Source organism: Anaerotignum sp. (assembly GCF_031981185.1).
GTDB lineage: Bacteria > Bacillota > Clostridia > Lachnospirales > Anaerotignaceae > Chakrabartyella.
The window spans coordinates 6,029-25,765 of record NZ_DALYUL010000021.1 but is presented as its reverse complement, the minus strand read 5'-3'; the positions used below and the strand labels follow the sequence as shown (position 1 = coordinate 25,765).

28 protein-coding genes are annotated in these 19,737 nt (G+C 37.6%); 17 read left to right on the top strand and 11 right to left on the bottom strand.

Annotated features, from left to right (window positions below; genetic code table 11):
* On the top strand, positions 1-2,908 hold a 2,908-nt coding region (locus RTK36_RS12100), incomplete at its 5' end, for a pyruvate carboxylase (RefSeq protein WP_312047508.1).
* A gap of 249 nt (positions 2,909-3,157) precedes the next feature.
* Here RTK36_RS12100 and RTK36_RS12095 read toward each other — a convergent pair.
* On the bottom strand, positions 3,158-3,733 hold the full coding sequence (locus RTK36_RS12095) for a hypothetical protein (RefSeq protein ID WP_312047507.1): 576 nt from the start codon (positions 3,731-3,733) through the stop codon (positions 3,158-3,160).
* A 78-nt stretch (positions 3,734-3,811) separates the two neighbouring features.
* Entirely contained in the window at positions 3,812-4,453 is a 642-nt protein-coding gene (gene yunB, locus RTK36_RS12090; RefSeq protein WP_312047506.1) for a sporulation protein YunB, read from the bottom strand.
* Positions 4,454-4,646: 193 nt separating this feature from the next.
* Between yunB and RTK36_RS12085 the strand changes: the two genes are divergently transcribed.
* Positions 4,647-7,343: a transglycosylase domain-containing protein gene (locus RTK36_RS12085; protein WP_312047505.1), complete on the top strand. Its 2,697-nt coding sequence runs from the start codon at positions 4,647-4,649 to the stop codon at positions 7,341-7,343.
* Positions 7,344-7,499: 156 nt separating this feature from the next.
* Positions 7,500-8,492: a lipoate--protein ligase gene (locus RTK36_RS12080; protein ID WP_312047504.1), complete on the top strand. Its 993-nt coding sequence runs from the start codon at positions 7,500-7,502 to the stop codon at positions 8,490-8,492.
* A gap of 191 nt (positions 8,493-8,683) precedes the next feature.
* On the opposite strand, the gene RTK36_RS12075 is transcribed toward RTK36_RS12080, so the two are convergent.
* The 6 genes from RTK36_RS12075 to RTK36_RS12050 form a co-directional block, all read right to left on the bottom strand.
* A complete protein-coding gene (locus tag RTK36_RS12075) occupies positions 8,684-8,929 on the bottom strand; it encodes a hypothetical protein (protein ID WP_312047503.1) in 246 nt (81 codons plus the stop codon).
* A 43-nt stretch (positions 8,930-8,972) separates the two neighbouring features.
* Positions 8,973-10,451, bottom strand: coding sequence for a recombinase family protein (locus RTK36_RS12070; RefSeq protein ID WP_312047502.1), 1,479 nt, complete (start codon positions 10,449-10,451; stop codon positions 8,973-8,975).
* Positions 10,452-10,637: 186 nt separating this feature from the next.
* Positions 10,638-11,210 carry an Ltp family lipoprotein gene (locus RTK36_RS12065; protein ID WP_312047501.1) on the bottom strand — a complete coding sequence of 191 codons (573 nt, stop codon included), beginning with the start codon at positions 11,208-11,210 and terminating at the stop codon, positions 10,638-10,640.
* A gap of 118 nt (positions 11,211-11,328) precedes the next feature.
* The gene (locus RTK36_RS12060) at positions 11,329-11,721 is read right to left on the bottom strand and encodes a nucleotidyltransferase substrate binding protein (RefSeq protein ID WP_312047500.1); all 393 of its coding nucleotides are present in this window, start codon (positions 11,719-11,721) and stop codon (positions 11,329-11,331) included.
* Positions 11,714-11,989 (bottom strand): nucleotidyltransferase family protein, encoded by a 276-nt coding sequence (locus RTK36_RS12055; protein ID WP_312047499.1) that lies wholly within the window; start codon positions 11,987-11,989, stop codon positions 11,714-11,716. Before RTK36_RS12055 ends, RTK36_RS12060 begins: the two co-directional genes overlap by 8 nt.
* A 112-nt stretch (positions 11,990-12,101) precedes the next feature.
* Positions 12,102-12,599, bottom strand: a complete 498-nt coding sequence (locus RTK36_RS12050) for a helix-turn-helix transcriptional regulator (RefSeq protein ID WP_312047498.1) — start codon at positions 12,597-12,599, stop codon at positions 12,102-12,104.
* A 150-nt stretch (positions 12,600-12,749) separates the two neighbouring features.
* On the opposite strand from RTK36_RS12050, the gene RTK36_RS12045 reads away from it, so the two are divergent.
* Together RTK36_RS12045 and RTK36_RS12040 are read left to right on the top strand one after the other, a co-directional pair.
* A complete protein-coding gene (locus RTK36_RS12045; protein WP_312047497.1) occupies positions 12,750-12,980 on the top strand; it encodes a hypothetical protein in 231 nt (76 codons plus the stop codon).
* 11 nt (positions 12,981-12,991) lie between these two features.
* Positions 12,992-13,150, top strand: coding sequence for a hypothetical protein (locus RTK36_RS12040; protein ID WP_312047496.1), 159 nt, complete (start codon positions 12,992-12,994; stop codon positions 13,148-13,150).
* On the opposite strand, the gene RTK36_RS12035 is transcribed toward RTK36_RS12040, so the two are convergent.
* Positions 13,147-13,311, bottom strand: a complete 165-nt coding sequence (locus tag RTK36_RS12035) for a hypothetical protein (protein ID WP_312047495.1) — start codon at positions 13,309-13,311, stop codon at positions 13,147-13,149. The genes RTK36_RS12040 and RTK36_RS12035 overlap by 4 nt on opposite strands.
* 108 nt (positions 13,312-13,419) lie before the next feature.
* On the opposite strand from RTK36_RS12035, the gene RTK36_RS12030 reads away from it, so the two are divergent.
* Complete coding sequence (locus RTK36_RS12030; protein WP_312047494.1) at positions 13,420-13,590, top strand: hypothetical protein; 171 nt, start codon at positions 13,420-13,422, stop codon at positions 13,588-13,590.
* Here RTK36_RS12030 and RTK36_RS12025 read toward each other — a convergent pair.
* Entirely contained in the window at positions 13,574-13,855 is a 282-nt protein-coding gene (locus RTK36_RS12025; RefSeq protein WP_312047493.1) for a hypothetical protein, read from the bottom strand. The two genes, RTK36_RS12030 and RTK36_RS12025, sit on opposite strands and share 17 nt — an antisense overlap.
* A 195-nt stretch (positions 13,856-14,050) precedes the next feature.
* On the opposite strand from RTK36_RS12025, the gene RTK36_RS12020 reads away from it, so the two are divergent.
* From RTK36_RS12020 to RTK36_RS11985, 8 genes are all read left to right on the top strand, one after another.
* A complete protein-coding gene (locus tag RTK36_RS12020; RefSeq protein WP_312047492.1) occupies positions 14,051-14,230 on the top strand; it encodes a hypothetical protein in 180 nt (59 codons plus the stop codon).
* Between the two features lie 47 nt (positions 14,231-14,277).
* Entirely contained in the window at positions 14,278-14,565 is a 288-nt protein-coding gene (locus tag RTK36_RS12015; RefSeq protein ID WP_312047491.1) for an AbrB/MazE/SpoVT family DNA-binding domain-containing protein, read from the top strand.
* A 29-nt stretch (positions 14,566-14,594) separates the two neighbouring features.
* Complete coding sequence (locus RTK36_RS12010; RefSeq protein ID WP_312047490.1) at positions 14,595-14,867, top strand: hypothetical protein; 273 nt, start codon at positions 14,595-14,597, stop codon at positions 14,865-14,867.
* Positions 14,868-14,993: 126 nt separating this feature from the next.
* A complete protein-coding gene (locus tag RTK36_RS12005; protein ID WP_257721894.1) occupies positions 14,994-15,128 on the top strand; it encodes a hypothetical protein in 135 nt (44 codons plus the stop codon).
* Positions 15,129-15,446: 318 nt separating this feature from the next.
* Positions 15,447-16,295, top strand: coding sequence for a hypothetical protein (locus tag RTK36_RS12000; protein ID WP_312047489.1), 849 nt, complete (start codon positions 15,447-15,449; stop codon positions 16,293-16,295).
* An 87-nt stretch (positions 16,296-16,382) separates the two neighbouring features.
* Entirely contained in the window at positions 16,383-16,913 is a 531-nt protein-coding gene (locus RTK36_RS11995; RefSeq protein WP_312047488.1) for a Holliday junction resolvase RecU, read from the top strand.
* A complete protein-coding gene (locus RTK36_RS11990) occupies positions 16,910-17,251 on the top strand; it encodes a hypothetical protein (protein WP_312047487.1) in 342 nt (113 codons plus the stop codon). The genes RTK36_RS11995 and RTK36_RS11990 overlap by 4 nt, the downstream gene beginning before the upstream one ends.
* A 32-nt stretch (positions 17,252-17,283) precedes the next feature.
* Positions 17,284-17,739, top strand: coding sequence for a hypothetical protein (locus tag RTK36_RS11985; protein ID WP_312047486.1), 456 nt, complete (start codon positions 17,284-17,286; stop codon positions 17,737-17,739).
* A gap of 163 nt (positions 17,740-17,902) precedes the next feature.
* On the opposite strand, the gene RTK36_RS11980 is transcribed toward RTK36_RS11985, so the two are convergent.
* Positions 17,903-18,091, bottom strand: a complete 189-nt coding sequence (locus tag RTK36_RS11980) for a hypothetical protein (protein ID WP_312047485.1) — start codon at positions 18,089-18,091, stop codon at positions 17,903-17,905.
* Between the two features lie 137 nt (positions 18,092-18,228).
* On the opposite strand from RTK36_RS11980, the gene RTK36_RS11975 reads away from it, so the two are divergent.
* The 3 genes from RTK36_RS11975 to RTK36_RS11965 all read left to right on the top strand — a co-directional run.
* Positions 18,229-18,573, top strand: coding sequence for an HNH endonuclease (locus tag RTK36_RS11975; protein ID WP_312047484.1), 345 nt, complete (start codon positions 18,229-18,231; stop codon positions 18,571-18,573).
* A 150-nt stretch (positions 18,574-18,723) separates the two neighbouring features.
* Positions 18,724-19,041, top strand: coding sequence for a P27 family phage terminase small subunit (locus RTK36_RS11970; RefSeq protein WP_312047483.1), 318 nt, complete (start codon positions 18,724-18,726; stop codon positions 19,039-19,041).
* The coding region (locus RTK36_RS11965; RefSeq protein WP_312047482.1) for a terminase large subunit domain-containing protein at positions 19,028-19,737 on the top strand (710 nt) is incomplete at its 3' end. The genes RTK36_RS11970 and RTK36_RS11965, both read left to right, overlap by 14 nt.

Genomic DNA, 19,737 nt, shown 5'->3' with positions numbered 1-19,737 from the left:
GGCAAAGGAATTTGAAGAAGCAAGAAATGAAGCGAAAAAAGCTTTTGGTGACGATAAAATTTTCGTTGAGAAATACCTTCGTAACCCTAAACACATTGAGGTTCAGGTTTTGGGAGACAAATATGGCAACGTGGTTCATCTTTTAGATCGTGACTGTTCAGTGCAAAGACGTCATCAGAAGGTCGTAGAATTTGCACCTGCGTTCACCATTAGCGATAGTGTTAGAGAGAAAATTTTTGCAGATGCTGTTCATCTGTCAAAGCATGTAGGATACAAAAATGCTGGCACACTGGAGTTTTTGGTGGATGCTGATGAAAATTACTACTTTATTGAAATGAACCCCAGAATTCAGGTTGAGCATACCGTAACGGAAGAAGTGACGGGAATTGACATTGTTCAGGCTCAAATTTTGATTGAAGAGGGTTATCCTTTGAATTCCACTGAAATCGGAATTTCATCTCAGGAAGATATTTGCTGTAATGGTTATTCTATTCAGCTTCGTATCACAACAGAGGATCCTGCGAACAACTTCTTGCCTGATACAGGAAAAATCAACGTTTACCGTTCTCCTGCAGGAAATGGCATTCGTTTAGATGGTGGCACTGCATACACAGGTGCGGAAATCACACCTTATTATGACAGTTTGCTGGTGAAAGTGATTGCCCATGACAGACGGTTTGAAAATGCAACCAAAAAAGCAATTCGTGCGTTAAAGGAGACCAGAATTCGTGGTGTAAAGACCAACATTCCTTTCTTGATTAATGTATTACAAAGTCAGATTTGGAACGATGGCAAATGTACAACAACATTTATTGAAAGCACACCTGAGTTGTTCCATATTGTTCCTGGTAAAGACCGTGCTACGAAAATTGCAGAATTTATCGGTAATAAGATCGTGAATGAGTCTAAGGGCAATAAACCGGAATTTGACCAAATTCCAGTACCTTCCTTTGGCAAAAATGAGGATGGTTCTACAATAGAAGTAAACGGCGCAAAGAATGCCTTCTTAAAAATGGGTGCAAAAGATTTTACCCAGAGCATAATGAAGGAAAAACGCCTATTTGTTACAGATACAACTATGCGTGACGCTCACCAGTCCTTGATGGCAACACGCTTACGTACCAATGACTTAATCGTAGCAGCACCCGCTACCAATATGGCTATGGAAAAAGCTTTTTCCGTAGAAGCATGGGGCGGCGCAACCTTTGATGTTGCTTATCGATTCTTAAAAGAATCCCCATGGATTCGTTTACAGCAGCTTTCTAAAGCAATGCCTAACACATTGATTCAGATGCTTTTACGTGCATCTAATGCGGTTGGATATGCTAACTATCCCGATAACGTGGTACAGGAATTTATCAAAATTTCTGCGGAGCGTGGCGTAGATGTATTCCGAATTTTCGATAGCTTAAACTGGGTGGAAAACATGAAGATGCCCATTGAAGAGTCGTTAAAAACAGGAAAAATCGTTGAAGGTGCTATTTGCTACACAGGTGATATTTTGAATCCAAAAGAAACAAAATATACTTTAGATTATTATGTTCGTAAGGCAAAAGAGATGGAAGCACTGGGCTGCCATATTTTTGCCATCAAGGATATGGCAGGCTTGATGAAGCCTTATGCTGCAAAAGAGTTGTTTACGGCTTTAAAGTCTGAATTAAACATTCCTTTGCATCTCCATACCCATGATACAACAGGCAATGGTGTAAGCACGGTTTTAATGGCGGCAGAGGCTGGGGTAAACATTGCCGATTTGGCGATCCAATCCATGAGCTCCTTAACAAGCCAGCCTTCTATGAACGCTGTTGCTGAGGCACTAAAGGGAACAGAGAGAGATACTGGCCTGGATACTGATCAGTTGACAGAATTAAGTCATTATTATGATGGTGTTCGTCAGATTTTCACTGGTTTTGAAAGTGAAATGAAAACACCAAATACTGAAATTTATAAGTATGAAATTCCTGGTGGTCAGTATTCAAACTTATTAGCACAGGTAAAAGCAATGGGTTCTGCTGACAACTTCGAAGAAATTAAGCAGTTATATAAGCAGGCAAATGACCTTTTGGGCAATATCATCAAGGTAACTCCTTCTTCTAAGGTTGTTGGCGATATGGCAATTTTTATGTCTAAGAACGGTCTGACTCAGGATAACATTTTGACAGAAGGTAAGGACTTATCCTATCCTGATTCTGTTGTGGATTACTTCATGGGCAATATCGGCAGACCTGAAGGTGGTTTCCCTGAAGAATTACAGAAAATTGTATTAAAAGGCAAGAAGCCAATTGAAGGCAGAGCTGGCGCTTTACTTCCTCCTGCTGACCTGAAGGCAATTGAGAAGCATTTGCTTGAAACCCATACAATGAAACGTATTAACCCTAGAAATATTATTAGCTACGCTATGTATCCTAAGGTATATGACGATTACTGCTACCATTGGGAATATTACACGGATGTTTCTAAATTAACCAGTGATGTATATTTCTTTGGTTTAGCAAAAGGGGAAGAAACCTCTATTGAGATTGGCGAAGGTAAAAATATTCTGATTAAGTATATTGATATGTCAGATCCTGATACTGAAGGTTTCCGTACGCTTACTTTTGAAATCAACGGTGCAGTGCGTGACGTAAAGGTACTGGATCAGAATTTGGAAGTTAAGAGTGACCGCAAATTAAAGGCGGATAAAAATAATCCTTTCCACTTGGGTTCTTCCATTCCAGGTACAATCAGTAAGGTATTTGTAAAAGAAGGGGATATCGTGAAAAAGAATCAGCCTTTGCTTACCGTTGAGGCCATGAAAATGGAAACTTCTATCGTTGCCAAGGAAGACGGCGTGATTGATAAGATTTATGCTGTTGAGGGCGAAAAAGTTAGCCAAGGAGATTTATTGGTATCCTTTGTAAAGGAATAAAATGATTTTGCAAATTAAAGGGTTATGAAAGTAAAAATTTAGTATTCTTACACACTTAGAGGAAATAGGATATCTCAAAAGTTTTGATTAACTGGAGAGGTATCCTATTTCCTTTGGAAAGACTGGGGGCCAGCCACGCAAAAAGGTTATTACAATTTGTGATGAACATAAATTGCAATAACCTTTCAATGTGTAGCCATAGGAATTTCATCACCCTATAGGGCCATTCAAAGCCCTGTGGCGGTAGGTTTATTTACCGATTGACTTTTTGTACGCCGCAACATCAGCATCTGTCAGAGGCTTTAGTTCGTCGGGATTTCTCCATCTAACCCAAATTCGTCCCTTTAAAGAAGGAATATCTAAGGGTGCATCCATAGAATCCTTATCAATGCCGATTACGGTACCATTGTCACCGTTAAACATAATTTCAAAGGGCTTCTCAACGCCATTTTCAAATACAAACATTTGTGTGCTGAAAAAATTCAAATATCCAGCTTCGCTTAAAAGGTATTCTTCCAGTTTCTCTACAGAAGGGAATGTAATCAGATACCAGTTTCCATCTGTATCTGAAAAATCATATAATTGAAGACCTGTGAATTCCAATTCTTCTTCACCGGTAGCTCCCTTGTCAGTATTTGCAGCACCTTTTAAAGCTAAGGGTTTGCCATTTTTACCGTCACTTAATATTTCTGTTCCCGGTAAAAAACAGTCTACAAAGCCTTTTACTTCTTTTTCTTTCACTTTGGTTTTTATAATGGCGTAGTCACCATTGTCGTAAGATAAACTTCCAAGTTCATAAAAAAAATCCTTTAGTGTTTTAACCATTTCCAGTACCTCCAAAAAATAGTAAATCCTAATCAACTAACATTTAATAATATTTTGCACAATCTGTCAATAGATATTCTAGTTTTGCATTGAACTAAAGAAATAATCAGGTACTTTTCCACTAATTATTGTATCAATTAGCATAATTTTTTTTGTAAAAGCTATTTTTTCTTTATAAAGAGGATTGGCAATTTGTAATTCAAAGGATAAATTTACCCAAATTTTATAATTTATTTGATTAATCCCCTCTGATGTGAATGAAGTTTCATAATCTGAAGTAACTGCCCCTACTGGCATTAGCGTAAAGGGGATTTTAGGGCCGTGGTTCGCAAAAAAAGTAATGTCTAATGCTGCGCCCAAAGGAATTAATATTCTCTCATTGGGCAAAGTCTGCATAGCAGCATTTATTTCATTATTTAATTGGGTGCAAAACATGTTAATCTGTTGTGTATTTGCAGTATATGTATGGTTTGTTTCTGTTATGGTCAAAAAGTCTTCCGTAGATAAAGGTAATTCTGTCAGTACAGTTTGGACGCAGTGATTAATTATTTCGTTGGCAATTGCCATGGAACGGGTATGGGAAATCTCCTGCAGAGAAGGGACTATCTGTTTTTCAATTTGCTTTAAAGCCAAAATGGTAATAAAAAAAACAAAAACAAATGTGAAAAGCAGAATCAAAGCTCCATTTTTTTTATTTTTTTTTCGTAATTTTTTTTTCAATATTTTCATCTCCTTAGAATAAGAGTATGTGGGAAAGCCTTAGAATATCAAAAAGAACGAATATTGAAAATTATTTTTTCATTTCGTTTTCTGTAAGTAGAAAAGGGGATTAAGATTGTTGTAATGAAATTTTACTTTTCCTCTTTGTTGATTTCTGCTATAATCATATTGAATTTAAAGGGGGTTTATGTACATGAGTGAAACGCATCAAAGGAGACGCCCGCCTGAAGGCGCTCCGAGAAGCAGTTCGTCACCTCGTTCAACTAGATCAAATCCGAAAAATAAAAAAAGACGCAAGCGTAAACGTGGCGGTGGATTTTTTAAGGTCTTTCTGGCGATTGCTGTTATTATCGGTTTTGCTGTTGGCGGTGCAGGACTGGGCATGGTGTTTGGGATTTTAAATGGCACAGATATGATTAATACACAGGATGTTACACCGGAATCATTTACTTCAATTATATTTGATGCCAAAGGCGAGGAATTTGACAAGCTTCATGGGGACGAAAATAGAGAATATGTAAAGTTAGCTCAAATTGCTCCATATATGCAAAAAGCTGTAATAGCCATTGAAGATGAACGTTTTTATGATCATAATGGCATTGATTTTAGGGGCATCATGAGGGCAGCAGTAGAAAATATTAGACATCTTAGTTTTTCTCAGGGTGCCAGTACGCTTACCCAGCAGTTGATTAAAAATGAGAAGTTGGATGCAAAAAAAACATTGGACAGAAAAATTAAAGAACAATATTTGGCTGTTAATCTTGAGAAATCCTTGGTTAAGCAGTTGGGTAGCAAAAAAGCGGCAAAGGATTATATTTTAGAATTGTATTTGAACACAATTGCCCTAAGCCATGGACTCAACGGTGTTGAGTCAGCTGCTCAGTATTACTACGGAAAAAATGCCAGTGAGCTTTCCTTGGCAGAAAGTGCAGTGATTGCTGGAATAACAAAAAACCCCAGCGTATATGCACCCGATATAAACTCTGAAAAGAGCAAAGAGCGTCAAACAACGATACTTAAGAAGATGCTGGACTTAAGTTATATTACCCAGGGAGAGTATGATCAGGCTGTAGCTGAGGATGTGTATTCAACCTTGGTTGGCAGTAAAACAGAAAATGATACCCAAAAGGCTAATCATAATTATTTTGTTGAGGCAATGATTGCTCAAGTTGCCAATGATTTGGTTGAGAAAAAGGGGTATAAAAAGGCACAAGCATATGATTTAATTTATAGTGGTGGACTCCAGATTTATTCAACCATGGATGCCACCATGCAGGATGCCATGGAAGTTGCTTTTAATACGGACAGCCTTTTTCCTGCATCCGATGGCACCCTAAGTGTAACCTATTTGATTTCGGTTATGGATACAACAAACCCGGATACAAATAGTAATCAGTCACATTATGAAAGAAAAACTACGGTTACAAGCGAGGATCAGGTAGATGCATTTGTTGAGTCTGTGCAAAAAGAACTATTAGATGATACCCATACGTTGGTTTTGGATAAGGTTACAACATCTAGGTCACTACAGGCTGCAATGGTAATAATGGATCAGCATAATGGACAGATTAAAGCTTTGGTGGGCGGTAGAGGGCAAAAGCCTGGTGATTCTGTTTTTAACAGAGCAACCCAAGCCTTGCGACAGCAGGGTTCAGCAATGAAACCTTTGGCTTCTTATGCACCGGCAATTGATATGGGTCTTTTAATGCCCGGCTCTGTTATTATGGATGAGCCTGTTACCTATGGAAGTTGGTCACCAAGAAACTGGAATGGCAGATTTTTAGGTCCTTGCACTGTTAGACAGGGTATTCGTGATTCCATGAATATTTTGGCAATCAAAACCTTTATGATGGTTGGGGCAGAATCCTCTTTTAAATATATGGAGAATTTTGGGTTGTCAACCTTGGTGGAAGCAGACAAAGCTGCAACCACTGCATTGGGCGGTCTAACCCAAGGTATTTCTGTATTAGAAGGAACAGCTGCTTATGCTGCAATTGCAAATGGCGGTATCTATAATGAGCCCCAGTATTATACCGTTATCTATGACCACGACGGCAATGTATTGCTGGATAATTCAAAAATTGATACTCACCGTGTAATTAAAGAAACAACGGCATATATGCTGACGGATATGATGAAAGATGTAATTACCGGTGGCGGTAGTGCTACAGGACGAAAAGCAGCAATTAGCGGCATGACGGTTGCAGGTAAAACAGGTACCACCAATGATACCAAGGATTTAACATTCTATGGATATACGCCATATTATACTGCGGGTATTTGGATGGGATATGATACTTCAAAAGTTATCGCAAATGGAGGTAGTGCTCACTTAAACATTTGGCGTACTGTTATGAGTCAGGTACATCAGGGGCTTTCTAATAAAAGCTTTCCACAGCCTAGTGGCCTTGTTACACAGACGTATTGTTCTGCTTGCGGAGGAATAGCGACTGATTTATGTAGTCAAGATTATTACGGACTCACAACACATTCGGATCTTGCTGCGGCAAATTTTAAAGGCTCTGCTGGAGTTTGCACTGTACACAAGGTATTCAGCATTTGCAAAGAATCTGGTAAGCTGGCTTCTGACAAATGCCCTGATTCCAGCCGTATGGATGTTGTCCTTGCAGTTGATGATAAGGGTAATATTTTAAGCAAGCCTTCTAAAATACCGGAAGGGAAAATGGACATTAATATCAAGGAAACTTGTGATTATGACCATACAAATTCACCTCCTCCTCCCTACGATGACACTCTCCCGACTGACAACGGTGGATGGGGTGGCAATAATGGGAATGGCTCGGGCACCAATACGCCTGGAGAAACCAATTATGATGATGGAATACCTGATGAAAATACTTGGCAGGATAATAACTTTGGAATAAATTAAAATAAAAAATCTTCTGCACACCCAACTAAGGTGTGTGGAAGATTTTTTTATGCTTAAATCTATATTAAGAAAAGGGATGGATTTTCTGATTTAATAATGGTAAAATAAAAGCAAATTTTACGAAAGAAATGGCTTCTAGCCAGAGGAGGAATCAAAATGTCAATGGTTTATTTAAAATCACCCAGTACAGATCCTGCGTTTAACTTAGCGTTGGAGCAATTTGTTTTTGACAAGATGGATCGCAGCAAGGAATATTTTATGCTGTGGCAAAATAATAATGCAGTAATTGTTGGTAAAAATCAAAATACCTTTGGAGAAGTGAATCCCAAAGTAGTTGAAGAAAAAGGGGTAAAGGTTATTCGCCGTCTTTCTGGCGGGGGAGCAGTTTACCATGACTTAGGGAACTTGAACTTCACATTTATTATGGATGCAAAAGAAGCAAGTGATTTAGATATCAAGCTGTTTTGTCAGCCTGTTGCCTCTTTATTACAGGAATTAGGGGCTGATGCACAAGTCAACGGCAGAAATGATATTACAATAGACGGTAAGAAGTTTTCGGGTAATTCTCAATATCTAAAAGAAGGCAGAGTTATGCATCATGGAACAATTATGTTCAATTCGGATTTGGATGTGGTAGCAGCTGTGCTTAATGTAGCGGGAGATAAATTTCAGTCTAAGGCGGCAAAGTCGGTAAAAAGCCGCGTAACAAATGTAAAACCTTATTTAAAAGAGAATTTAACGTTAGAAGAATTTCAAAATCAGTTGGTTTCCTATGTTTTTGGGGAAATGCCAGTGGAGACTTATAGTTTAACAGAAAAAGATATAGAGGAAATTGAAAAAATTAAGGCTGAGCGCTACGCACAGTGGGATTGGAACTATGGAAAATCACCTGAATATACGGTGCAAAAGGAACGTCGTATTGATGGATGCGGTAAAATTGAGGCATTTATGAACACGAAGGATGGTAAAATCGCTGAGGTGAAGTTCTATGGAGATTTCTTTGGTGTTAGTGATCATGAAGAACTATCAAAGTTTTTGGAGGGCTGTGAATTAAAAAGAGAGGCGTTGGAAAGAACTTTAGAAAATACGGAAATTGAAAAATATTTTCATGGGCTTACTATAAATCAATTTATAGATATATTACTTTAAAGACAAAGAATGCACCAAAATGAGAATTTAAAACATTTTGGCGCATTCTTTTTTATGTTGAAAAGGTGGTGTAAATATAAAAAAATAAATATTCCGCTTAAAACTTTTAATGAAAAATGAATAGATCACATCAATTGTAGAATAAAAGGTTAAAATATATAAGCGAAGGCAACTGCGTTTTTATTGGAGAATTAGGATGCCTTGGCAGTTTTTCTTTGCCGACCTTCATGATCCATTTCAAAATTATCTTTGAGGATGAGCTGGGAAATGGGAACAATTTCATAGCCCTTTTCTTTCAACCCCTTGATAATGGTATCTAAAACCTCAGGTGTATATTTTGCATCGTTATGGAAAAGGACGATTGAGCCGTTGCCAAGATGTTTATGATTTAATACTTGGTTTACTTCATGGTCTGCACCTAATTCTTTCCAGTCCAAGCTGTCCCTGTTAGAAACAAAAAGAAAAGTGAAGTCTATTAGATTATTTGAAGATAATTTCAACATTATTTTTAGTTAAAATTACCTTCTCTATAAAGCTTCTTGCCACCTTATTTTTCTCCTCAATGGATAAATTCTCCCAGTCGAAATCGCTAAAATTGGCAATCTCATTTTGTTTTTGTGGGATATGAGTAAAACTTTTCATGATATCCTGTTTCTCTTGGTGCAGGGCTTCAATTCTTGAATTAATATATTCAGCGGTGACACTACTTGCATTTTCAAGAGAGAGAATTAAATTATTGATTTTTTCTTCGATAAGCATAAGTTTTTTATTCTGGTCTTTTTGATTGTGATTTTCGGTAGTCTCATTCCGCAGTCTTATATTTTCAGCTTCGTTTACAAGCTGGTTTTCTACAAAAGCCTCTACATCGTAAACACGGTGTGTCTGTATTGCATCGCAACTTTTATGGAGGTAGCGGCCAGAACATGCAAAGTAGGGGATACGTCCTTCTTTTACGGCACCAAAGCGAACAGAAAAGGAATATCCGCAGTAACCACACTTTACAAGCCCTGTCAGCCATGAATATTTGCCCTTGTAGGTGTTTTTAATCTGGCGGTTGGATGCAAGTTTAGTTTGACAAGCTAAGAAGGTCTGACTGTCAATAATGCCCTCGTGGGTACCAATGGCCAAAAGGTGCTCGGATACGTCTTTATATTTTCGCTCATTTCCATCTCTTTTGCCTACCAGAATACAACCATGCACACCGTCAAACTCTTCAACATCGTTTGCCATAATGGCTCCTTTGGATTTATAAAAGTTGTAAATAGCGATATCGGCTTTTACATATGCAGGATTCTTTAAAATAGAGGATAATTTAGTACTGTCAAAATTAACACCACCGGCGGAAAGGATACCCTCAGAAACAAGAAATCTTTGCACGTCTGCCAAAGACGTATATTGTTGCCTGTACAACTCAAATATCTTGACCACATTGGCTAATTGTTCATTGGGTTGATATGATGTTGCCTTCTTGCCATCAATAACCGTACGCACTAAATTAAAGCCATATGCGGCGGGTCCGCCTCCCCAGGCACCTTTTCGCACTCGTGCATAGTAATTATCCCTAACACGTTCTGCAATCGTTTCACGTTCCAACTGGGCAAAGACAATAACGATATACAGCATTGCACGTCCCATTGGCGTTGAAGTATCGAATTTCTCCGTAGCAGACACGAAGGAAACACCTTTTTCTTCCAAAGAATTAATGAAGTCACCAAAGTCAACGATGGAGCGGCTAACTCTATCGAGACGATAAACAACTACTTTTGAAACTTCCTCGCTGTCCATATCCTTCATCATTTGTTCAAAAGCAGGGCGGTTCGTATTTTTTCCGCTGTAGCCCTTATCTTCATAAATTTTGAACTCTTCATTAAACACTTCACGTTTCGCATATTCAATTTGAGTTTCAATGGATATACTGTCTTTTTTGTCAATGGATTGCCTTGCATAAATATATATCATGAATGCAACTCCTTTTATTAGTTTAATAAACGGTATTCAGGTTTAAATATAAGTCAACAGCTAGAAAAAATCAACCTAATAACTTAAAGCGACATATGAAAATATATTGTGTTTTTACTTTAAAAATCCCCACATCGTTACTGGCGAAGTGGGGAAATGAAGATTTCTTACTAAGTATTTTTTCAATTAATATCCAACAGCTTTTGCACCATATTCTGCTTGATCAGATGAAAAACCTTCATATTCTAACTGTTCAATCAGGCCACTACGAGAGAATGAGTTAATACTTAAATAATTCTCTGCTTTTTTACCAGCTTGCTCATTCCAATCGGCGCCACAATTATCTGCAGCATAGGTGGATTCTTCAGTAGAGAATCCTTCGAATTCTAACTGCTTAATTAATCCGCTGTAAGAAAATGCTGTGATTGCAAGATAGGTTTTTGCCTTAGCACGTGCATTTTTTTGACCCATGGTCTCTGACGACTTTGTTTCTTTAGGCGTTTGGCTATCATCATCTTTTTTGGCATCTTCATCAGAGTTTTTGGAAGCATCATCACTAATTGTGCCGGAAACTTTAGCTGCCTCTAACTTGTCAGGCGGTGTTGGCGTTGTAGCTATCCCAATTACTAAAATAGCAAAAAAAATACCACATATAATGCCGATTTTTTTCTTCGGTTTCCTCCTGATTGCGTTAATGATCAGAATAATCACAGCAACAAAAAAGCCCAAAGATCCAACTAAACCTAAAATAGTACTCATACAAATCCTCCCTTAATTTGACAATATATTACATATTGCATATAATAGTTTAAGGGGTTTGTGATTAGGACAAATCTGATATTTCTCTCACGGTATTTGCGGTACCGTGGGAGATTTTTTAGTTTTCGCTGAAATACTCAGATAAATCTTTTAAAGCTTTCATATGAGAAGTACATATTCTAACAAAGATTTCATCTGCTGTTTTTTCATCGTAAACATGTGAGGTTAGGTTACGGTCATTTAATATATGAATCCAAGTACGTTCATCATTGATAATTTTGTAGGAATACGCTTCACGCATGACAGATTTAGGACTATTTAGATCAAGAAAGCCTTGCTCAAGAAGATACTCTCTCGATGTTTTCCAAGCAAGTTCCACCGAAAATTCAAATCTTTGGATAGCACCATCACGAACTGTGGTGCTTTTATTCAGATTATACTCCTCTAATGCTTCCTGCAAACGATTTACTGATTTTTCAAAGTTATCAGCTTTTTTTTGAAAATTACTCATAGAGCAGCACACCATCCTTTTCAATATTTTTAATTAGTTCCTGGTCTGTAGTCTCACTGATAAATACCAAATCAAATTTTAACAGGGTAGGAAGATCATCAACATCAGACCAAAACAGTGATTGGTTACTATCCTGCATACCGTATATAGCTAAATCGATGTCACTTCGTGAATGATTATCCCCACGGGCACGAGAGCCAAAGAGAACAATTTTTGAGGCATGATATTTTTTGCCTAGGTCTTTTATTTCTTGGTAAATTGTTTCCATAGGGAGCATCCTTTCTAATTTCATAATAATATCATTTTGTTAGCATAGATAAAAAACACGTAACATAAACTTTGTTCCATGTTTTATGAATATTGAAATAATTTTTTCGCTTTTAAGCGTCTTTTGCGGAGATGGAAGCTGTAGACGTTATGCCCTTTTTCTCGGCCAGCATTTCCTGCTTTATCATTTCTAATTCTTTTTCATCCTCAGCGGTAAGCTTTGGTACTGCCGTGGGGAAAAGCTCTTCTGCCATTTCTTCTTTTCCAAAACTATCTTTACAGCGTTCAAATTCGTTATCTAGTATAAAATCAACTGTTTTTCTACCGCGATTATCAAGTTTGCGGTATTTCTTTATATGAATCTTTTCGTCTGTAGATAAATCAAAGTCGGTTTTCTCAATGTTATATAAGTCATTTAGACTTATATTAAATAATTTACAAAGTTTGATGATTGTTTCTGCATCTGGTGAACTGACACCTCGTTCCCAACTTGAGATAGTTGTGAGATTTTTAGCACCTACTTTTTCTGCCAATTCTTTTTGAGAAAGTCCGCTTTCTTTTCTGAACTTTGCGATATTGTCAGAGATTATTACTTTAATACTTTTTGACATTTATAACCACCTCTTGAACTTACTATAACATAAAAATATTGGAAATCAAGAAATAATTACTAAAATTTAGTAAAAATATATTGACAATACGAAAATATAGTATTATTATTGCGTTAGATACTAAATTTTAGTAGCTTTGGGGGTGGTAAAATGGAAATTTATAGAGTGATTGGAACCGAAATGAAAAATAAGGGAGTAACGCAAACTTGGGTAGTAAGTGAGGTAAATGCACTTGATAAATCACTAAATCTTACAAATAACAAATTAAGTGCAATTTTATCAGGGAAAAGAAAGATAGCAGGCGAGGAGTTTATTGCCTTATGTTGTGTTCTAGGATTGGAAACCAACAATTTTGTTAAGTTAGAAAAAACCGCAAGCTAAGGAGGGGAATTATGGACAGAGAAAAAGTAAGTAGTGTAATGGATGCCATAGCGGAAAGAATGCTCAGAGAGTGTGAAAGAAACAATAATAATACAGAGCAGATTTTATTACTTGCAAAGGCTCTGAATGAATTAGCTTCAGTCAGAGCCGGGATGATAAGTGATTATTAATTGTTTTGAGTGAACTCGGCATGAAGTTTGTTAAAAAAGTCGAAAACATTTTTGGCAGACTGTTCCGGTGAATCATCTTTCTTTATCAAAGAATTTTCCATAGCAACGATAGTCAATTCTTTTGCAAATTTTAAAGCAGCTTCGTTATTAAGGAGTGCCATATTGTATCTCCTCCTTTCCTGTATACTGGGCTATTGCAATGCCTGTAAGGGAAGGATACCACAATATTACAAAATATTCCACGAAAACCGCAGCTAGGAGGGGTAGCAGTGACCAAGTATAGTGAAGTTTTTAAAACCAAAAATGGGACGGAGGTGAGAATGGAAATAACAACTGAGTGTTCCACAGATAAAGAAATGAAAGAAACACTCAGTTTTATTGCTTGCAGCGCACACCAATTTTATCTTCAAGCGGGAAGAGCAATTAGTAGTACGCTTTGAGAAGCTCGGGTTTGCCATCATAATGGTCATACTCAATATTTTTTACAGTATATGTATTGAGTTTATCTTGGGTTGTAATTGTATTTCCAACTTGAATATTGGGTTTGTCTTCAACTAAAAATTCGATATGTCTGCCAGATTCATCAGTATTTTCTAAGCCTTTAAATACACCTATTTGCTCTTGAAAATTATATATTTTATAAGTGAGCAAATCGTTAGAAAAATCTTCAAAAAACAATTTGGCAGGGACTGGTAATATACCCATTGGGATTACCTCCTTTCTTAATACTCGGCATTTCAGTTCCTGTAAAGAAAGGATAGCATGTTGTTACAAAATATTCCACAAAAACTCAAGCTACTTAAGGTATGTGATTAAAAGAAAATCTATTTTCAGAATAGGACAAATATTCAGAATAGGACAAATTCTCTAATGCATAGCTTTTACTAGGGGGTGTTTAAGATGCCAAGAGAGGCTAAGAAAACTGAATACACTGTGACGGTGCGCAGAAAGGAAAAAACCAAAGAGGAAGCGGAGATCCACGAAAGAAATTGTGCTCGTGTACTTATTGAAGCAAAGATGAAAGCGGCGGAAGCTATAAAAGCCAAAGCGGCACAATCTATTAATGTAGTTAGTAAATAGGGGCGCAAGCCCTATGATAAGGACAAGCTTTAAGAAAGGATGAATTTATGAAAGCAACGGGGATTACACGCAAAGTAGATGATTTGGGCAGGGTGGTTCTGCCCATAGAGCTTCGAAGGAATTTAGGTATTGGCATTGGTGACACCCTAGAGATATTCGCGGAAAAAGAAACCATTGTGTTGAGACGGTATAATGCCGTGGATGATTTGCTCACCATGGCAGTTCGATTGAAAGATAGAGCATCTGTTGAGGACTGCGGGGAAATAAAGCAAGTACTAATGGACAAGCTTGCAGAAATCGAACAGATAATTATGTCTAAAGTGGACAAGCACTAGTATTTCATATACATAAAAAGGAGGCAGCTATGGACCCAAAAGAGATAGAGGAGGTTGAGCAAATATTTGATTTAAAGATAAAGAAAGAGAAGCGGGAGAAGCGGAGAGATAGGAAGCAGTTTTTTACAGAACTTTTTAAGTGTGTTTTTCTGATGGTTGTTGCAATGCTTGTGGCTGCAATTATAGTGCCCATGTCGGAAGCGGCACCTGAAAAGGCTCTAAGCATTTATGAGTTCTGCGCTGTCTTTGCAATTATTATCTTAGTTAGTTTTTGGTTGGACAAGCCAAAGAGAAAGAAGTGACAAATCTATGAGGAATTTATGCAATAAAAAAGGCACTGGGAAACCCAGCACCACCACAAATTTATTATAGCATAGATTCTATTTTGGGACAAGCAAATTCTCTATATAGATGCTAGGGAGGTTATTATGAGTAAATTTGATATTTGCCCTTTTTGTGGCGCAACGTTAGACCATGGGGAAACCTGTGATTGTAGATGTAAATCTATTAAGGAAGAAACACAGGAAATCTGTGTTTGCCAAAATGAAGAGAAAATGGAATAGAAGCAATCAATCGCCCCTCTCCAATCAACAGGAAAGGGGCACAGTTTTAGACAAAAAGAAAACCACCCTGTGGCTACTTTTGCGGAGTAGGGACAAGGTGGAATTCACCGTGAAATATATCACTTACCATCTAATGTAAGTATATAAAATTGCGGTGACAAAGTCAAGGGGAAATCGCCGGCGCATAGCGGCATAGCGGGCTTGTAATGGGTATTATGATTCCTACGATTCCTTCTCACTAATCTATAAATAGAAATAGAACGAGGGGGGGGCACCCAAAAACACACCCGGTTCATTCTTTGGGAGAGGTGAAACAAAATGCGTAATTTTGTAAGACAAAAAACAATCGACTGTGGTGAAAGCTATCGAGAGATAGATATATATAATTATTCTATGACACAAAAAGAATATGCCAGAAGAAAGCGTTCTAAAAAAGAAAAGATTTCTTCGCTCAAACAAAGGGACTTGAATGATAAAAATGCGAAGAGGTATTTTACGCAGTTGGGCAATTTGAATTTTGGTGATGATAAAACGGCACTTCATGTGTCACCTACATATAACGACGAAAATCTTCCGTCGACCATAGAAGAAGCAGAAAATATTGTTTCAAACTACCTGCGCAGAGTTAATTATAGGAGGATAAAAGAGGGTTTGCCTGCTTTGAAATATATTTTAGTTACCGCATACAGATTTGCCAAGGATGGGGAGACGCCTGTCCGCATTCATCACCATATCATCATGAATGGAGGTCTTCCTCGTGAAATGTTGGAGGATATTTGGACAAATCAGCGTATCAATTGGAACCGCTATAAAAAAGACCAAAATTACAGAAATAACATTAAACATCTTGGCTTTGTAAATGCAGACAGATTACAGTCGGGTGACACAGGGATTACCCCTCTTTGTGTTTACCTTGCATCACAGCCAGGAGGTAAAAAAAGATGGTCCTCATCAAGGAATTTGAAAAGACCAGAAGGGAGAAACAATGATACACGGTATAGCCGGAGGGAAGTGGAAAAAATAATACGTAACCAAGAAGGACGTGAGTTTTGGGAGAAGAAGTATCCGGGTTGGACACTGACTGATGAAACTTATGGTAAGCAGTATGAGCATAACGAAATAACAGGCTGGGCTATATATTTAAAGCTTCGGAGAATAAGGCAGTGAGAGGCATTGGTGGTAGGACACGAAGGCTAACGCCCAAAGAATGTTTTCGGCTGAGTTAGCGGTGTTATAAGTAAAAGGGGGAATACCATGGTTTATGATCAGCAAGCAGCAAAACGGCAACACCTAAACGCAACGAATAATGCTCAAGGGCATTTGTTTGAAAGTGCAATCTTGGCTGGGTGTAGTACATACAGAGAAAATGGTCAGGCAGAAATTAATAAAACGCCTGAGCCGTTTCGAGTTTTGAATAAAGGCAATGATGGAATGTTTATGGGGCGGTTTACGGCACATGCTCAGCCAGATTTTCAAGGAACCCTTGAGGATGGAAGGTCTATCGTATTTGAAGCAAAGACCACAACTTCCGACCGAATGAAGCGAGACGTGCTAACAGCAGAACAACAAAATGTTTTAGAAAGCCATATGAGTCTGGGAGCGGTTGCGGCGGTATGTGTTGGGCTTGAAGATAAGTTTTTCTTCATCCCTTGGAAGATCTGGCGGGATATGAAAGAGCATTATGGTCGGAAATATATCACTGCAATTGATGTTGAGGAATACCAGGTTAAGTTTAATGGAGCTGTGATGTTTTTAGATTATATTAAGGGGGTAGACGTGAAATGAAAATATATAATGCAATTCTTCATACAGAAAACCATTTAGATAAAGGGGATAAACTTATAAATGATTTATATAAGATATTGGATGGGGTGAAGTGCGTTGTTGCAGAAAATATCTTTGCCAGTGTGTTTTCAATTATAGGGAGTGACGATCCAAAATATAAAGAAGCTATATATTTGTTAGAGCAAGATGAAATGGGTGGTTCATATATAAACGACAGAGAAAGATTTGATAAAGATTGGGAAGACGGTGAATATTTTTCTGACGAAAGCATCCTCATAGAAAAAGAATTTGTTGAGATTGTGGAGCTAATTGGATGTATGGGGATTGACTTGTCATAAAGTTTCTTTGACAAGTGAAGGGGGGGGATCACATGAAAAAAGATAATATAAGGGATTACGCAACGGAAGCCTTTCGTTACTATGCAGCTTGTGGAATGAAAACCTCGGAGGAATTAAAACAGCAAGTGAAGAAACAAATTTATGACCAGTCGAAGCGGGAAAGAATCCGCTCTGGAAGCGGTGCACACTCTGACCATACAGCATATTCAGTTATGGCGGCAGATGATGAAATGTATGAAATGGCAGCTGAGTTCTTAGATATTATTGCAGTGGAAAAAACAATGGAGCAATTGACATCTGATCAAAAGAAAGCTGTCGAGATTGTTTATTTTACAGATGCAGGAAAAGAATTGGAAAAGGGAGATATCAGTAAAAGAGTACATAAAGCTGAAATTCAAATTCCTGCTAGTAGTATGTCTATTTACAGATGGCTACGAAACGCAAGATATATTTTCTCAAAAGAAAGAGGGTTACGCATTATAAAATGAAAGTTGTTAGTAGTGGGGGGTATTTCTGTGCTAATATAGTATCATCGAAATAGTAGCAAAGAAAAAAGACCGAGATTAATCGGTCTTTCTTCTTTGTGCACACTGTTAATCCAATGAAACATTTAGAACAGTTGCAAGCTTAATTGCAGTATATCCTTTAACTTCATTTTTCCTTCCTGATTCTGTACAAGAGAAGTGCTATCCAGGCAGCTATAAGAAAAAATGCAAAGTAAGTAGTTGGAGTTAGGTTACTGTAATCTGTTTTAAACATAAACAAAACAGATAATATTGCAAAAGATATATCAAGTAAGTATTTTTTCATTTTTATTTGATGCGGTTTGTAGTATCCCACATCTTTTCACCTCCTTTTTATGATATTAGAGCACATTGTACCGTGCTAGTCAATTGATGAAGGGAATTTAATTTTATTTTTAGGATCCTAAGATAACGATTCTTGGGATTTTTTATTGCAGAAAAGTGGGTGATTTCATGACTGATGCGCAGTTAGATAGGCTAAGTGCACTAATTGAAAACAATAATGCTGATGCCTTTTACAGTTGGAAGCCTTGGAAACGATTGCGAGAAACTGTTTTAAAGTTAGACAACTATGAATGCCAGAAGTGTAAGGCGAAAGGAAAATATAGGCATGCTGTTATTATTCATCATGTTAAACATCTGAAGGATAGACCTGATTTAGCATTATCTATTTGGGATGGTAAAGAGCGACAATTGGTAAGCCTGTGTAAGGCTTGTCATGAAGAGGAGCATCCTGAACGAGTGATACAGTATCAATACAAAAAGAAGGATGAAATGTTTGAAGAAAGGTGGGACTGAAATATTTAAACATTGATGGAAAAAGAAATTAAGCATGAAAAAGAGACACCCCCCATCAAATAAAACGGGTGTTTACTTTTGGGGCTCGGTCGTATGGGTACAGGACAAGAGAGAAATTTCGCGCGCATGATAGAGAATTGAGGTGAGAAAATGGCTGCAAAGAGTTTGCGTAAAAAGATTAAGGTTGATTTGTTGGGACAATTGGAACGAAATGGGACAGTGGGACAGTACTATCAAGATTTGGTCAGCGATTACATGCAATTGTGGGATGTAAAAAATATGTTGATTGATGATATTGAGAAAAGAGGCGCGGTAGTTGACCATGTATCGAATACTGGTAAATCCAACAGAAAGAAAAATGATTCTGTTGGGGAACTGGTAAAAGTAAATGACAGAATGGTTAAATTATTGGATGCAATCGGCATTACTCCTGCGCAAGTGGACGGTGATCCAAGTGACGAAATGTAGTTATATTGATGATTATATTGCCGCAATTAGAAATGGCAAAATCCCCGCATCAAAAGAAATGCATCTTGCTTGTGATTACATAGAGCAAAAACTAAGTAACCCGGATGTACTTATTGACACTGACAAAACTGAAAAAGCAAAAGAACTGATCGAGAGGTATTTTAAGATGCCTCTTTTTAATTGGGAATTATTTGTGCTTGCGCTAATTCATTGCTACTACCGAAGTAGTGATACTGTAGTATTCTCAGAATTTTTAATAATGATGGGGCGCGGAAACGGAAAGAATGGTTTCATTTCTGGTGTGGCGTGGTATTTAACGACGCAATATCACGGCGTAGAGGGTTACAACGTGGACATTATAGCCAATGCAGAGGATCAGGCCAAGACATCCTTTGAGGACGTGTACCAGATGTTGAGCGACACATGGGTGAAGTCGAAAAAATTCTTCTATAAATCCAAGGAATTGATAACCAACCTCAAGACGAAAAGCTATATCAAATACAATACATCCAATGCCAAAACAAAGGATGGCAAGCGTTCGGCGTGCTTGATTTTTGATGAAATCCACGAATACGAAAACAGTAATACAATCAAGGTTTTCCGTTCGGGTTTCGGTAAAAGAAAACATAGCAGAACATTTTATATTACGACCAATGGCTATGTTCGGGAGGGTGTTTTGGATGAACGGATACGAAT